The 14,176-nt window shown below is 72.6% G+C and carries 16 protein-coding genes; 5 read left to right on the top strand and 11 right to left on the bottom strand.

The features are described from left to right. Positions 1–69: 69 nt before the first annotated feature. From ACFWEP_RS21485 to sigE, 6 genes are all read right to left on the bottom strand, one after another. The gene (locus ACFWEP_RS21485; protein ID WP_387371910.1) at positions 70–735 is read right to left on the bottom strand and encodes a hypothetical protein; all 666 of its coding nucleotides are present in this window, start codon (positions 733–735) and stop codon (positions 70–72) included. Positions 736–860: 125 nt separating this feature from the next. Further along, on the bottom strand, positions 861–1,361 hold the full coding sequence (locus ACFWEP_RS21480; protein ID WP_387371909.1) for a sec-independent translocase: 501 nt from the start codon (positions 1,359–1,361) through the stop codon (positions 861–863). Positions 1,362–1,577: 216 nt separating this feature from the next. After that, positions 1,578–1,868: a hypothetical protein gene (locus tag ACFWEP_RS21475; protein ID WP_387371908.1), complete on the bottom strand. Its 291-nt coding sequence runs from the start codon at positions 1,866–1,868 to the stop codon at positions 1,578–1,580. A gap of 47 nt (positions 1,869–1,915) precedes the next feature. Continuing rightward, on the bottom strand, positions 1,916–3,550 hold the full coding sequence (locus tag ACFWEP_RS21470; protein ID WP_387371907.1) for a trypsin-like peptidase domain-containing protein: 1,635 nt from the start codon (positions 3,548–3,550) through the stop codon (positions 1,916–1,918). 180 nt (positions 3,551–3,730) lie between these two features. Next, positions 3,731–4,750, bottom strand: a complete 1,020-nt coding sequence (locus tag ACFWEP_RS21465) for a zf-HC2 domain-containing protein (protein ID WP_387371906.1) — start codon at positions 4,748–4,750, stop codon at positions 3,731–3,733. Beyond that, positions 4,747–5,508 (bottom strand): RNA polymerase sigma factor SigE, encoded by a 762-nt coding sequence (gene sigE / locus ACFWEP_RS21460; protein ID WP_266708773.1) that lies wholly within the window; start codon positions 5,506–5,508, stop codon positions 4,747–4,749. The genes ACFWEP_RS21465 and sigE overlap by 4 nt, the downstream gene beginning before the upstream one ends. A 179-nt stretch (positions 5,509–5,687) precedes the next feature. Here sigE and ACFWEP_RS21455 point away from each other — a divergent pair, with 179 nt between their 5' ends. After that, a complete protein-coding gene (locus ACFWEP_RS21455) occupies positions 5,688–6,353 on the top strand; it encodes an O-methyltransferase (protein WP_328719572.1) in 666 nt (221 codons plus the stop codon). Positions 6,354–6,578: 225 nt separating this feature from the next. Here ACFWEP_RS21455 and ACFWEP_RS21450 read toward each other — a convergent pair whose 3' ends face one another. Continuing rightward, the gene (locus tag ACFWEP_RS21450) at positions 6,579–6,746 is read right to left on the bottom strand and encodes a DUF3117 domain-containing protein (protein WP_003966491.1); all 168 of its coding nucleotides are present in this window, start codon (positions 6,744–6,746) and stop codon (positions 6,579–6,581) included. 315 nt (positions 6,747–7,061) lie between these two features. Here ACFWEP_RS21450 and ACFWEP_RS21445 point away from each other — a divergent pair, with 315 nt between their 5' ends. Next, a complete protein-coding gene (locus ACFWEP_RS21445) occupies positions 7,062–7,874 on the top strand; it encodes an enoyl-CoA hydratase/isomerase family protein (RefSeq protein WP_387371911.1) in 813 nt (270 codons plus the stop codon). 93 nt (positions 7,875–7,967) lie between these two features. Here the strand turns inward: ACFWEP_RS21445 and ACFWEP_RS21440 are convergent, their stop codons facing one another. After that, a complete protein-coding gene (locus ACFWEP_RS21440; protein WP_387371905.1) occupies positions 7,968–8,555 on the bottom strand; it encodes a DNA-3-methyladenine glycosylase I in 588 nt (195 codons plus the stop codon). Then, positions 8,552–8,926: a DivIVA domain-containing protein gene (locus tag ACFWEP_RS21435; protein ID WP_387371904.1), complete on the bottom strand. Its 375-nt coding sequence runs from the start codon at positions 8,924–8,926 to the stop codon at positions 8,552–8,554. The genes ACFWEP_RS21440 and ACFWEP_RS21435 overlap by 4 nt, the downstream gene beginning before the upstream one ends. 184 nt (positions 8,927–9,110) lie before the next feature. Here ACFWEP_RS21435 and folP point away from each other — a divergent pair, with 184 nt between their 5' ends. Continuing rightward, the gene (gene folP / locus ACFWEP_RS21430; protein WP_387371903.1) at positions 9,111–9,983 is read left to right on the top strand and encodes a dihydropteroate synthase; all 873 of its coding nucleotides are present in this window, start codon (positions 9,111–9,113) and stop codon (positions 9,981–9,983) included. Positions 9,984–10,095: 112 nt separating this feature from the next. Here folP and ACFWEP_RS21425 read toward each other — a convergent pair whose 3' ends face one another. Together ACFWEP_RS21425 and dapE are read right to left on the bottom strand one after the other, a co-directional pair. After that, positions 10,096–10,917 carry a TIGR00730 family Rossman fold protein gene (locus tag ACFWEP_RS21425; RefSeq protein WP_387371902.1) on the bottom strand — a complete coding sequence of 274 codons (822 nt, stop codon included), beginning with the start codon at positions 10,915–10,917 and terminating at the stop codon, positions 10,096–10,098. An 84-nt stretch (positions 10,918–11,001) separates the two neighbouring features. Beyond that, positions 11,002–12,081: a succinyl-diaminopimelate desuccinylase gene (dapE, locus tag ACFWEP_RS21420; protein WP_387371901.1), complete on the bottom strand. Its 1,080-nt coding sequence runs from the start codon at positions 12,079–12,081 to the stop codon at positions 11,002–11,004. Positions 12,082–12,311: 230 nt separating this feature from the next. Here dapE and ACFWEP_RS21415 point away from each other — a divergent pair, with 230 nt between their 5' ends. Both ACFWEP_RS21415 and ACFWEP_RS21410 read left to right on the top strand, forming a co-directional pair. Further along, positions 12,312–13,349: a hypothetical protein gene (locus ACFWEP_RS21415; protein WP_387371899.1), complete on the top strand. Its 1,038-nt coding sequence runs from the start codon at positions 12,312–12,314 to the stop codon at positions 13,347–13,349. 329 nt (positions 13,350–13,678) lie between these two features. After that, the gene (locus ACFWEP_RS21410) at positions 13,679–14,089 is read left to right on the top strand and encodes an ATP-binding protein (protein ID WP_387371898.1); all 411 of its coding nucleotides are present in this window, start codon (positions 13,679–13,681) and stop codon (positions 14,087–14,089) included. Positions 14,090–14,176 lie beyond the last annotated feature (87 nt).

Genomic DNA, 14,176 nt, shown 5'->3' with positions numbered 1-14,176 from the left:
GTACGTACGGACCGCCCGGCTCCTCGTGCGTCCGGCCCGGCTCCTCACACGTCGGGCGGGCCGTCCGGCTCAGGCGTAGGCGGCGACGTCCTCGACGGCCGAGAAGCCGAGCCCGTACGCGCTCATCCCCCGCCCGTACGCACCGAGGTGGACGCCCTTCGCGGACCCGGCCAGCACCCAGCCGAACTCGGACTCGCGGTAGTGGAACTCGACCGGCACGCCGTCCACCGGCAGCGAGAGCGTCGACCACGGCGCCCCGTCCAGTTCGTCGGCGAGCTCGAACGCGATCTCGGTCTGCTGGTCGAGCCAGTCGTCGCGCAGGCCGTGGTCGAGCTGCTGCGGCCAGGTGCAGGCGAGGAGTCCGGAGCCGGCCAGCCAGGCCGCCGTGGACACCGTGGTGGCCTCCAGGGTCCCGGTGCCGTCGCCGCTGCCGCGTACGGGGCTGCTGGCCACGGTCACCACGACGGCGAACCGCTCCTTCTCGGGGCCCGCGTCGGGGCGCGCCAGCGGCTCGTCACCGTGGCCGATCGCGCCGTGCTGGACCGTACCGTCCGCGGCCCGGCCGACCTGGGTCAGCCGGCGCGGTCCGGTGAACGCCCCGTCCAGCGCGTACCAGGGGAAGGACGCCTGCAGATAGCCGTCGACGACCGCTGGCCGGGCCGAGGGCACCCCCTCCGCCGCCGCGGTGTCCGTGCTGGGCGTGCCATCCGTGTCAACCCGACTCGTGGTCTCCATCTGCCCGGCCGCCTCCTCGATCTCTCAGGATCCGGAGCGGCCCGCCCCCCGCGGGCTCGGGCATCCTCGCAACCGGACAGATGGAGAATAGCCATACCGTCCGGACGAGCCGGGAAGGACGGGGCTCAGGTGGCGTCGGCGTCGAACGGCGGGCGGTCGTCCGCGGCGGCCGGAGCTGCCTTCTTCAGGGGGTCGGCGGCGCTCTTCGCCAGCGGGTCGGCTGCCGCTGACTTCGTCAGCGCGCCGGCGTCGGAACCGGCCGAGGCCACCGTCGCCGCGGTCGCCGCCGCCACGCTCTCGCGCCCGTGCACGGCGTCCGTCATGTCGGTGATCTCCTTGCGGAGGTCGAAGCTCTCGCGGATCTCCTTGAGCCCGAGATCGTCCTCGCCGTCCATGAGCTGCTTGCGGATGAAGGTCTTCGGGTTCAGGTCCTCGAACTCGAAGTCCTTGAACTGCGGGCCCAGCTCGGAGCGGATGTCCTGCTTGGCACTGTCCGAGAACTCGCGGATCTTGCGGATCGTGCGCGTGACGTCCTGGATGACCTTCGGCAGCTTGTCGGGGCCGAAGACCAGGACGGCGAGAATCCCGAGAGTCAGCAGCTCAAGTGCGCCTATGTCATTGAACACTTTGCCGCTCCTCGTGTGCTCCGCGTGTTCGTCGCGTGGTCTCCCACCGGCACGACCGGAAAGTCCGGCCGAGCAAACCGTACCTGGCCGAGCTGTACGGACGGTAGCTCCGGACGACGTCCAGGGGCTCCCGCCCGGATCGCACCGGGCGCCCGAGCGGCCCTGGAAGCCGCTCCTTCGGGCGTTCTCGCGGCGGGCGCCGTCCGCCGCGACGCCTCAGAACCCGTCGCCGGAGTGGGCGAAGACCCCGCCCAGCGCCCCGTAGAGACTGCACCGCACGGTGTGGGTCCTCCTGCGGCGGCGCCAGAACCTCACGACTGACGACACCGCGAAGAACCCGCCGAAGCCCGCCGCCACGAGCGGGGCCCGCACGGACACGGCGCCGGCGACAGCGGCCCAGAACAGAAGTGGTAGCAGGGAACCCCGCAGCACCGACCGGAGGGTGACCTGCCGCGAGGCCGGGGGCAGCGCAGGTTCGTGCCACACCCGTATGTGGTTCCTCGTCACGCAGTGCTCCGGCCGCATGAACACACATCCCACCACGTGGCGGGGGCTCAGGAGCCGGTGGCGGACCCCAGGGTCAGAGTCATGGACAGCTCTTTACCCCCGCGCGTCAGGCGCAGGCCGAGCCGGTCGCCCGGCCGGTGGGCGCGGATCTTCACGATGAGCTCCTCGCCGTTGTGGACGCGTACGCCGTCCACCGCCGTGATGACGTCCCCGGGCCGGACACCGGCCCGGTCTCCCGGGCCGCCCTCGGTGACGGCGGCGGAGCCGTCCGCCCCCTCGGTGTTCACCTTCGCCCCGTCGCCCGTGTACTCCATGTCCAGGGTGACCCCGATGACCGGGTGGGTGGCCTTACCGGTGTTGATGAGCTCCTCGGCGACGCGTTTGCCCTGGTTGATCGGTATGGCGAACCCGAGGCCGATCGACCCCGCCTGGGCGCCGGTCTCGGCGGAGCCGGTGTCGGCCGCGCGGATGGCGCTGTTGATGCCGATCACCTGTGCCCGGGCGTCGAGGAGCGGACCGCCGGAGTTGCCGGGGTTGATCGGCGCGTCGGTCTGGAGGGCGTCGACGTAGCTGACGTCCGTGGCGCCCTCCTCCTCGCCCCCGGCGGTGATCGGGCGCTGTTTGGCGCTGATGATCCCCGAGGTGACGGTGTTCGACAGGTCGTACGGGGCACCGATGGCCACCACCGGGTCGCCGACCGCGACGTTGTCGGAGTTGCCGAGCGTCAGCGGCCGCAGGCCGGACACTCCGTCGACCTTGACCACGGCGAGGTCGTACCCGCTGTCCGTGCCGACCACCTCGGCCCGCGCGTTCTCGCCGCCGCTGAAGGTCACGGTGATGTCGCCGGACGAACCTGCGGGGGCGACGACGTGGTTGTTGGTGAGGATGTGGCCCTGGTCGTCGAGGACGAAGCCGGTGCCCGTGCCGGATTCCGCGCTGCCGCTGACGTGCAGGGTGACCACGCCCGGCAGGGCGCTCGCGGCGATCCCGGCGACGCTGTCCGGCGCGCGGCCGGCGGGCGCGGCGGCGGCCTGCGGCAGGTGCACGGTGGTGAGGCCGCCGTTCCGTTCGACGTACGCGCCGACCCCGCCGCCGATGGCTCCCGCGACCAGCGCGAGGAGTACGGCCCCGATGAGGAGCGACCCCCGCCGACCGCCCTTGCGGCCCTCTGCCGGGACGACTCCGGAGTGCTGCGGGGCGGTCCGGATCAGCGGCTGCTGCGCGGAGTTCCACGGGTCGTAGCGGAGCCAGGGCGCGCCCGGCGCGGGGACCTGCCCGGGTGCGGCCTGCCGCCCGTGCGGTCCGGCCGGGTGCGGCGCACCGGGCGCCGTCGCGTACGCCGGGGGTACGGGGGTGCCGTGCGCGGGAGTCGCGGCCGGGTGCTGGACCGGCGGGGCGGGCGCCCAGGGGCCGGGGCCGCCGTAGGGCGGGGTGCTGTACTCGTCGGGCTCGTGCAGGGGGCGCGCGGCGCCGGGGGTACGGGGCCCGGGCACCTCCGGCACGGCGGCCGCGGGTCCGTCCGCGGGTCCGTCCGCGCGTGCCGGTGCGGCGGGCGCGGGTTCGGGCTGCTCAGGTGCGGCCGGCGGGAGGAGCGGGGGTGAGCCCACGGTGTCGGCGGCGGGTCCCGTCGAGGGACGGCTCCACCACTTCGGCTTCGGTCCGGTGGGCTTTCCCTCGTCCATACTCTCCCCGTACATGGCCTCCGCACGCCCTCCCCGGAGCGTTCAGACCGGCATTCAACCAGGTTTCGGGCGGGTTGAACGGAGACGGCGTCGAGCGGGGGAGGGGGCGGCTCGTGCGGGCCGCCGGGGCGGAGCGTGGAGGTGCCGTTCCCGCGCCGGGGCATGACCGGCGCGGGGCGATCAGCGCAGCGCCTGGTGCGGCGACGGCAGAGCCGAGAGCGGCGTGGCGGAGGCCGACGGGGCGGCAGGTGTGGCGGACGCGGTGGTCCCCGGCTGCGCGGCCGCGGCGGGGAACAGCGGCGCGAGGAGCGGGGACGCCGTGCTGGGGCATATCAGCGAGGCCAGCGAGACCCTCCTCGTCGGCTGCGTGTACTTCTGCCCGGTCCCGAAGAGGGTCTCGGTGCCGGACAGGGGCTGCGTACCCGCCGGCGGCCGGGTGCCCGTGGTGGCGAGCCCCGCGGGGGCGGAGGACGCCGCGAAGGTGGGCGTGGTGCCGGAACGGTCCTCCACGGAGAGTGCGCCGCCCTGGGAGCTTCCCCGGCTGGCCGCGGAGATTCCGCTCGCCGCGCGTGCGTCGGCGTCGAGCGGGGTCGCGGTGGACCCGGCGCCCTCGGCACGCAGGGAGACGTCGAAGGAGTCACCCACCGGGACGGCACCGCCCAGCGCGATGGCCGCCAGCGAGACGGCGCTGGCGGCGGCGAACGCGAACCGCCGGCTGCGCCACGGGGAGCGGTCGGCCTCGCGGGCCACCTCGTGTATGCGGAAGGCGGAGCCGCCCGGCCCGCCGGGCAGGACGGCACTCGGCCCGTGCGCGGTGGGGAGGTATCCGAAGCCGTCCAGCGGCGAGGGGGCCCTCTCCGTCCGGCGGCCACCGGGGGGACGGCCCGTCGGGAGGCGGAAGTCGTCCACCGGCCGGCCGTCGGTGGAGAAGGGCCCGCGCCCGAGGCCGTCCTCGGTGCCCGTACCGCCGGGGAGACCCTGCAGTCGGGCGAGGAAGCCCTCGGTGGGTGAGGGGGGAGCCGTCTGCGCGAACACGGACTTGACCCGCCGTTGGGCATCCGCCTCCGCCTTGCAGCGGGAGCAGGTGGCGAGGTGGGCCAGGACGCGTTCGCGGGCGTCGTGTTTGAGCTCGCCGTCGACCAGGGCGGCGAGCCGGTCCCCCAGATGCTGCTCGGCAGGGGTGGGGCCTGTGGGTGTCACGTCGTTCCGCCCTCCCCCGCGAGGACGGCGCCCGCCAGGGAGCGCTGTTCGGCGCGGGCTTCGGGAGACCGGTGCTTGAGCGCCTTGCGCAGATGCGAACGGCCTCGGTGGATGCGGCTTCGCACGGTGCCCAGCTTGACCCCGAGGGTCGCCGCGATCTCCTCGTAGCTCAGACCCTCGATGTCGCAGAGCACGACGGCGGCACGGAACTCGGGGGCGAGGGTGTCCAGCGCCTGCTGCACGTCCGCGTCGAAGTGGGTGTCGTTGAAAGCTTGCTGCGGCGACGGCTCACGGCTGGGCAGCCGTTCGGCGGCGTCGTCCCCGAGGGAGTCGAAACGGATCCGCTGCTTGCGACGGACCATGTCGAGGAAGAGATTGGTGGTGATGCGGTGCAGCCACCCCTCGAAGGTGCCGGGGGTGTACGTCGACAGCGACCGGAAGACGCGGACGAACACCTCTTGGGTGAGGTCCTCCGCATCGTGCTGGTTGCCCGTCAGCCGGTACGCGAGTCGGTACACGCGACCGCTGTGGGTGCTGACGATCTCTTCCCATGAGGGCGGGGTCCACGCCGGGGATTCCGTGTCGGAGGCGAAGGTCGCGGTCGTTGCGGAATCGTTGGAAGAACGGTCAGCGTTGTTGGTCACGGATTTCGGCTCACCCGCCGACCTGAGAAAGCGCCGCAGCGCTCCTCCCCGATCCCCAGGCGCAGCCGCACCTCCCCTGTCGGCTCTGGTGGTGTCCAGTGGAGCCCCTACCATAGCCACCTCGCCCGTTAGCTCCGTATAAGCCTTTTCGCAAGGGGCCGGGCCATGCCCGGGGCCTTCTCGTGCCGGTCCGGTGGGCCCGATCCGCGGGCCCCCTTCGGGCGCTTTCCCCTCTCCCTCCCCAACGTCCGGTCCCATCTGCGGGTTCCCCTGCACAGCGGATACAGTCACCGTTGCGCCAACTACGGGGACAGGAGAGGGTCATTACCGCCAACCGGCAGACGAGCTGGGCGTTCGCCGACGCCTTTGTCCCCGAGGACGAGGCTCTGTACCTGGCCCGCGAGCGGTCCAGGTCGTTCGGGATCCGCTCGGTCTCCCCCGGCACGGGCGCCGCGCTGCGGCTGCTCGCCGCCGCGGCGGACGCCAAAGCGGTGGCGGAAATCGGCACGGGCACGGGCGTGTCCGGCATCTATCTGCTGAACGGGATGCGCCCCGACGGGGTGCTGACGACGGTCGATCCGGAGCCGGAACGGCAGCAGTTCGCCCGCGAGGCGTTCCGCGCCGCGGGCTTCGCCACCAACAAGGCCCGTTTCATCCCCGGACGCGCGCTGGACGTCCTGCCGCGCCTCGCGGACGGCGGGTACGACCTGGTCTTCTGCGACGGCGACCGGCTGGAGAGCCTGGAGTACCTGGCCGAATCGTTGCGTCTGCTCCGCCGGGGCGGGGTCGTCTGCTTCGAAGGGGTCTTCGCCGACGGCCGTACGGTCGACGCCGCGGCCCAGCCCGCCGAGGTCCAGCGCATCAGGGAACTGCTGCGGGCGGTGCGGGAGAGTCAGGAACTCATGTCCACGCTGCTGCCGGTCGGCGACGGGCTGCTCTGCGCGGTCCGGCGCGGCTGACCGCACGCGCCGCGGCCGGCACCCGGCCCGTGACCGCCTCGCCCCGCCGCCGGCCCGTGACGGCCTCGCCCCACCCCGCCGGCCCGTGACCGCCTCGCCCCGCCCCGCCGCCGGCCCGTGACGGCCTCGCCCGGCCCGCCCCGCGGGCACCCAGCCCCGGACACGCTTCTGCCCCGGCACGGGAACCCGTGCCGGGGCAGAAGTGAAGTGTGGGCGCGCAGAAGGTCAGCCGACAACCTTCTTGAGCGCGTCGCCGAGCGCGTCTGCCTCGTCCGGCGTCAGCTCGACAACGAGCCGACCGCCGCCTTCGAGCGGAACTCGCATGACGATGCCCCGCCCCTCCTTTGTCACCTCGAGCGGGCCGTCGCCCGTCCGCGGCTTCATGGCCGCCATGCTCGTTCCCCTTCCTGAAACCAGCTCAATCGCAACCGGCGGCCCCATGACAGGCGCTGCCTCACCGGCATCGAACACATTGCTTCCAGGTCATTATCCCGCATGCGACACCCCGATGACCAACATCGATCGGCATCGCTTGCACAACGCACACCACCAAAACCACCCAATTCGGCGATCCGGCTGCGATACTTCGCCCCCTCGCGGCCCGAGCCGAGAGCCAATCGTTAGACGCAGGTCACATGTCGGCCCGGCGGGGCGTCGGCCATGCTTGCCTGGCGAGGCACCGAACCAGGACAGCGAGGGGACACCACCATGGCCGACGAACTGGCGAGCACCGTGCTCTACGAGGTGAGCGACGGACTGGCGACGATCACCCTCAACCGACCCGACGCGATGAACGCCATGAACACCGCGGCCAAGGTCGCTCTGCGGGACTCGCTGCGCGCCGCCGCGGGCGATTCCTCCGTACGCGCCGTACTGCTCACGGCCACCGGGCGTGCCTTCTGCGTCGGCCAGGACCTGAAGGAGCACGTCACCTCGCTCCTCACCGCGCAGGAGACCGGCGGCGGGAACGCGCTGAGCACGGTGAGCGAGCACTACAACCCGATCGTGCTGGCCATCACGGAGATGGAGAAGCCGGTCGTGGCGGGGGTGAACGGGGTCGCCGCCGGGGCCGGCTTCGGCTTCGCGCTCGCCGCCGACTACCGGGTGGTGGCCGACACCGCCTCCTTCAACACCTCGTTCGCAGGGGTCGCGCTGACCGCGGACTCCGGGATGTCCTGGACCCTGCCCCGGCTGATCGGGCCGAGCCGGGCCGCGGACCTGCTGCTCTTCCCGCGCTCGATCACCGCGGCCCAGGCCTACGAACTGGGTCTGGTCAACCGCGTCGTCCCGGCGGCCGACCTCGCCGCCGAGGCCGCGTCCGTGGCGCGCGCGCTGGCGGACGGGCCGACCGTGGCCTACGCGGCGCTCAAGGCGTCCCTGGCGTACGGCGCGGGGCACACCCTGGCCGAGACGCTGGAGAAGGAGGACGAACTCCAGACGAAGGCGGGCGCCTCGCAGGACCACACCATCGCGGTGAAGGCGTTCCTCGCCAAGGAGAAGCCGCGCTACCTAGGGAAGTGATCCGTCGGGAAGTGATCCGTCGGGAGGTGATTCCTCGGGAAGTGCTTCCTCGCGAAGTGAATCCCACCACACGGGGGCCGTCCGCGACGGATGTCAGCCGGTGGCACCCCGCGCCACGCAGTCCGCGAGGTGGTCGTCCACCAGGCCGCACGCCTGCATCAGGGCGTGCGCGGTGGTCGGACCGACGAAACGCACGGACCGCTTCTTCAGCGCCTTGGCGAGCGCGGTCGATTCCGGGGTGACCGCCGCCACGTCCCCGAGCGTCTTGGGGGCGGGCCGGGTGTCCGGGTCGGGGGCGTACGACCAGATCAGCTCGTCCAGCTCGCCGGGGGCCCACCCGGCGAGCACCCGGGCGTTGGCGAGGGTGGCGTCGATCTTGGCGCGGTTGCGGATGATGCCGGCGTCGGCGAGGAGCCGCTCCTTGTCGGCGTCGGTGAACCGGGCTACCTCGGCGATCCTGAATCCGGCGAAGGCGGTGCGGAAGCCCTCCCGGCGGCGCAGGATCGTGAGCCAGGAGAGGCCGGACTGGAACGCTTCGAGGCAGAGGCGCTCGAAGAGGGCGTCGTCGCCGTGGACCGGCCGCCCCCACTCGGTGTCGTGGTAGGCGAGGTAGTCGTCGGTGCTGAGGCCCCAGGGGCAGCGCAGCGCGCCGTCCGGACCCGGCTGGGCTCCGTCGGTCATCGTTCCCCTCCCTCGTCGTGGCCCGGCTCCTGGCCGAAGGAGCGCTTGCGGAAGTCGGGCCCGGGGGCGCCCTGGGAGAGAGCCCCGGAGAGCGCCGACTCCAGGTCGGCGATCCGGGCGTCGCGCTCGGCGAGTTCGGCCGCGACCCGGTCGAGCGCCTCGTCCACGTCGGCCATGCGGTAGCCGCGTACGGCCATCGGCAGCCGGAGTTTCTCGATGTCGGCGGTCACCAGGGGCCGGGTCGCCGGCAACGGGTCCGTGAGGCACTCGGGCGCGGTGTCCAGGAGCACCCCCCGGTCACCCCCGCCGACCACGGCAAGGGTGACCGCCCCGACGACCACGACCATCGCGAGCAGCAGGAACAAGAACACGTGCGCCTCCCCAGCGGGCGGGAATCAGTCCGGGTCCGATCGTGCCATGCTTTTCCGTTCGGACCGGGCCGGATCCCCACCGGTGCTCACAGGCCCGGTGGCGAGTTCGCGTCCGCACGGCCCGTGGCCGTCCGGCATGATCCGGACGAGACCCCCAGGGGCGATCTACGAGGAGGAACACGGGATGCGAAGCGGTCCACTCAGGCTGGGGCGGCGGGAATTCGGTCCGCACGAACCGGTGATCATGGCAATCGTGAACCGGACCCCCGACTCCTTCTACGACCAGGGCGCCACGTTCCTCGACGAGCCGGCGCTCACCCGGGTCGAGCAGGCGGTCGCGGAGGGTGCGGCGATCATCGACATCGGCGGCGTCAAGGCGGGACCGGGCGAGGAGGTCTCCGCCGAGGAGGAGGCCCGGCGCACGGTCGGCTTCGTCGCGGAGGTCCGCCGCCGCCACCCGGACGTGGTGATCAGCGTGGACACCTGGCGGCACGACGTGGGCGAGGCGGTGTGCGAGGCCGGTGCCGACGTGCTGAACGACGCCTGGGGCGGGGTGGACCCGAAGCTGGCGGAGGTCGCCGCCCGGTACGGCGCGGGGCTGGTCTGCACCCACGCGGGCGGCGCCGAGCCGCGCACCCGCCCGCACCGGGTGGAGTACGAGGACGTGATGGCGGACATCCTGCGGGTCACCCTGGGGCTGGCCGCGCGCGCGGTGGAGCTCGGGGTGCGCCGGGACGGGATCATGATCGATCCCGGTCACGACTTCGGGAAGAACACCCGGCACTCGCTGGAGGCCACCCGCCGCCTCGACGAGATGACGGGAACCGGCTGGCCGGTGCTCGTCTCGCTCTCCAACAAGGACTTCGTCGGCGAGACCCTGGACCGTCCGGTGAAGGAGCGGGTGATCGGGACGCTGGCGACCACGGCCGTGTCGGCGTGGCTGGGGGCCCAGGTGTACCGGGTGCACGAGGTCGCGGAGACCCGGCAGGTACTGGACATGGTCGCCTCGATCGCCGGTCACCGGCCGCCCGCGGTGGCGCGGCGCGGGCTGGCCTGACGCGCCGGGCGCCCGGGGAGCCTGCGGTGCTCCCCGGGCGGCGGATCGAGCAGGACGCTCCCCGGGCGGCGGGCGGGACGACGGGCGAGCGGGACTGCAGGAGGCGGCCGGACTACCGGTTGACCTCCTTCGTCACCAGGGCCACCGCCTCGTCCACGTCGTCGGTGACGTGGAACAGCAGCAGGTCCCGCTCGGAGGCCTTTCCCTGCGCGACCACGGTGTTCCGGAGCCAGTCCACGAGACCGCTCCAGTACGCGGAGCCGAAGAGGACGATCGGGAAGCGGGTGACCTTGCCGGTCTGGACGAGGGTCAGCGCCTCGAAGAGCTCGTCCAGGGTGCCGAGGCCGCCGGGGAGGACGACGAAGCCCTGGGCATACTTGACAAACATCGTTTTTCGGACAAAAAAGTAACGGAAGTTGACGCCGATGTCGACGTGCGGGTTCAGCCCGGACTCGAAGGGCAGCTCGATGCCGAGTCCGACCGAGATCCCCTTCGCTTCCCTGGCCCCCTTGTTGGCGGCCTCCATCGCGCCGGGGCCGCCGCCGGTGATGACGGCGAAGCCGGCGTCGACGAGCGCCCGGCCGATCCGTACTCCGGCGTCGTACTCCGGAGTGTCCTCCGGGGTGCGCGCGGAGCCGAACACGCTGATCGCGCTGGGCAGCTCGGCGAGCGCCCCGAAACCCTCCACGAACTCGGACTGGATGCGCATGACCCGCCAGGGGTCGGTGTGCACCCATTCCGAGTCGTCCTCGGAGTCCAGCAGCCGCTGATCGGTCGTGCCGGGCTGTACCTGTTCCCTGCGGCGCAGCACCGGGCCGAGCCGCTGTTCCTCGGGCCTGACCGCGCCTTCGGGAATCTCCGTGTGCTCAGGGATCTCCGTGTGCTCGGGGATCTCCGCGTGCTCGGGGTTGCGCCCGTCCTCCGGGTTGCCCATGACCTGCTCCCTCCACCGACCTGCGTTGTGGCTGTTCCCGTCAGCGTAGATCCATGGAGGTTACGGGCGGGGTAATGCCGTGGGTCAGCTGGTGAGCCAGGAGCGCAGGCGCTCCTCGCAGTGGGTGATCCGTGCCGTCGCCACGTGTTCGTCGCGCTTGTGGGCGTAGAGCGCGTCGCCGGGACCGTAGTTGACGGCGGGAACGCCGAGGTCGCCGAAGCGGGAGACGTCGGTCCAGCCGAACTTGGGCTGGGCGGTACCGCCGACGGCCTCCATGAACGCCTTCGCCGCCGGGTGGGAGAGGCCCGGCATGGCGGCGGTCGAGTGGTCGTCCACCGTGAATTCGGCGATCGCACAGTCCGCGAAGACCTCGCGGACGTGCGCGAGGGCCTCCTCGGCGGTGCGGTCGGGGGCGTAGCGGTAGTTGACGGTGACGGTGCAGGCGTCCGGGATCACGTTGGTGGCGACGCCGCCCTCGATCTTCACCGCGTTGAGGCCCTCGCGGTATTCGAGGCCGTCGATGACCGGGCGGCGCGGTTCGTAGGCGGCGAGCGCCGTGAGGATCGGGGTGGCGGCGTGGATGGCGTTGGAGCCCATCCAGCTGCGCGCGGAGTGGGCGCGTTCGCCCTCCGTGCGCAGGATGACGCGCAGGGTGCCCTGGCAGCCGCCCTCGACCTGGGAATCGGAGGGTTCCAGGAGGACCGCGAAGTCGCCTTCCAGCCAGTCGGGGTGGGCGTCGGCGACATGGCCGAGGCCGTTCAGGTGGGCGGCGACCTCCTCGTTGTCGTAGAAGACGAAGGTGAGGTCCCGGTTGGGCTCGGGGACGGTCGCGGCGATCCGCAGCTGTACGGCGACCCCGGACTTCATGTCGGAGGTGCCGCAGCCCCAGAGGATGCCGTTCTCGTCGAGCCGGGAGGGCACGTTGTCGGCGATCGGCACGGTGTCGATGTGACCCGCCAGGACCACGCGCTCGGGGCGGCCGAGGTGCGTGCGGGCGACCACGTTGTTGCCGTGCCGGTCGACCGTCAGGTGCGGGAGTTCGCGCAGGGCCGCCTCGATGGCGTCCGCCAGTTCCTTCTCCTCCCCGCTCACCGACGGGAAGTCGACGAGTCGGGCGGTGAGTGCGGGTCCGTCCAGGGCAAGGTCAAGCATGCGATCGGCCATGGTTGCGACCCTATTACCCCGGCGCGCCCGCATCCGCCGGGGGACGGAAACGGGCCGGGGACGGACGGAAACGGACCGGGGACGGAGGGGGACGGACCGGGGAAGCCCCGGGAGAGTCCGCGGGGATGGGGGGAACGAGGGCACGGGGTGCGGTCCGGTAGGCGTCCCGGGAGGACATCCGCGACTGCACGGATCTCGGCCCTGCCCGTACCCTCCAGTACGGTGGGCCCGTGCCTCGGACGACACTCCCCTCTCCCAGCCGCCCCACCGGCCGCCGCCGCCTCTACCAGGTGCTTGCGGCGCTCGTCGTACTCGCCGCCCTGGCCGGGTATCTCGCCGTGCAGTACCTCTCGGGCAGCAAGGATCTGCTGACCGGCTGCGAGGTGCGCTCCGGCGACGGCAAGGCGGACGGCGAGGGACGTGTGTACGAGCTGGGCGTCGACCAGGCCGCCAACGCGGCGACGATCGCCGCCGTGGGAGCCGCGCGCGGGATGCCGGAGCGGGCCGTGGCCATCGCGCTGGCGACGGCGATCCAGGAGTCGAAGCTGCGCAACATCGACTACGGCGACCTGGATTCCCTCGGCCTCTTCCAGCAGCGACCGTCGCAGGGCTGGGGCACCGCGGCGCAGATCCAGGACCCGGTGTACTCCTCCGGGAAGTTCTACGAGCACCTCGCGAAGATCAACGACTACGAGGACCTGCCCCTGACGGAGGCCGCGCAGAAGGTGCAGCGCAGTGGGTTTCCGGAGGCGTACGCGCAGCACGAGCCGGACGCGGTACTGCTGGCTTCCGCGCTGACCGGGCGCATCCCCGCCTCGGTGAACTGTGCGGCGCCGGTCACCGCGACCGCCACCGCGCCGGGCGACCCGGACCGCCTCCGCACCGAGCTGGTGCGGGACTTCGGCAAGGGGGTCCTGCCGGCGGACGGGGCCGCAGGACCGGCGGCGGCGCACACGGTCGCGGTACCGGTGCGCGCGACGGACACGAAGGACGGGGCGGACGCGAAGGACACGGCGGACGCGAAGGACGGGGCCGGGGCCTCCGGGGACGCCACCGCGACGACGGCCGCGCAGCGGGGCTGGTCGCTGGCCCACTGGGCGGTCGCCCGCTCCGCCGAACTCGGTATCGACCAGATCGGTTACGCGGGCAAGGTGTGGACGGCGGACACGGGCTGGCGCACGGAAGAAGCCGGAGCCGCGAAGTCCGAAGACAGCGCAGATTCGGCGGAATCGGACACCGGTGAGGTCCGGATGCGCCTCGCACAGTAGCGCGGCGCATCACCCGCAGGGGCCATCCCGGGCATCGGCCACCGGGGCACCCCCGGACCGGCCGCGAGACGTGGCCCAGCGCCCTGTTTCCCATGCAGCACAAGGGAAGTGACGGTACTTCGGGCGACGCGGAATTCCCTGCCCGGACCAAGCGCCCGGGGTGCGGATTATCCGACGCATTGCCGACTCTTTACCTCGGCCCACCGCAACCTCCCCCGCCCCCGACGCAGTTGATCAGTCCGTCCGGAACGCCGGACGAGCACTGCCGGGCATGCCGAGCACGGGCAAGCACCGGCAGGAACTGACGAACTTCCCGCCGAAGGAGCATCATGTCCCTCCCCCTGACCCGCCGTATCGCCCGCGCCGTCCTGCTGATCGCCGCGGCCGCTCCCGTGATCGGCGCGGCCGGTGCCGCGAACGCGGCGGGGCTCCCGCAGACGCCCGACCTGGGCGGTCTGACCAACCTGGACAGCGCGAACCTCAGCAGCGCCCTCGACGGCACCGCCCAGCAGGGCGCGAAGACGCTGAACGAGACGGGCGGCAAGCTGGTCGGCACGGCCGTCCCGGTCGCCGCGAAGACGGTCAACCAGGCGGGCGAGCTGGTCGCTCCCGAGGCCAAGGACAAGGCCGGCAAGACCACCGGTCAGGCGGCCGAGGTACTCGGTGGCACCGCCAACAAGGCGACCGGCGGCTCGCTGCCCGTCGAGCGTCTCGCCGGTGCCCTGCCGCTCGGCGGCTGACGGAAGACCCCGCGCCCGCAGGGGCGGCCGAGAAGGCCGCGTACCCGCAGGGCATCAGTGACGCCGAGGGGCCCCGGGACTTGGTCC

Origin of the sequence: Streptomyces sp. NPDC060198 (assembly GCF_042728415.1) — a bacterium.
Lineage (GTDB): Bacteria > Actinomycetota > Actinomycetes > Streptomycetales > Streptomycetaceae > Streptomyces.
The sequence above is the reverse complement of the archived record's forward strand: the minus strand, read 5'-3'. Positions and strand labels throughout refer to the sequence as shown.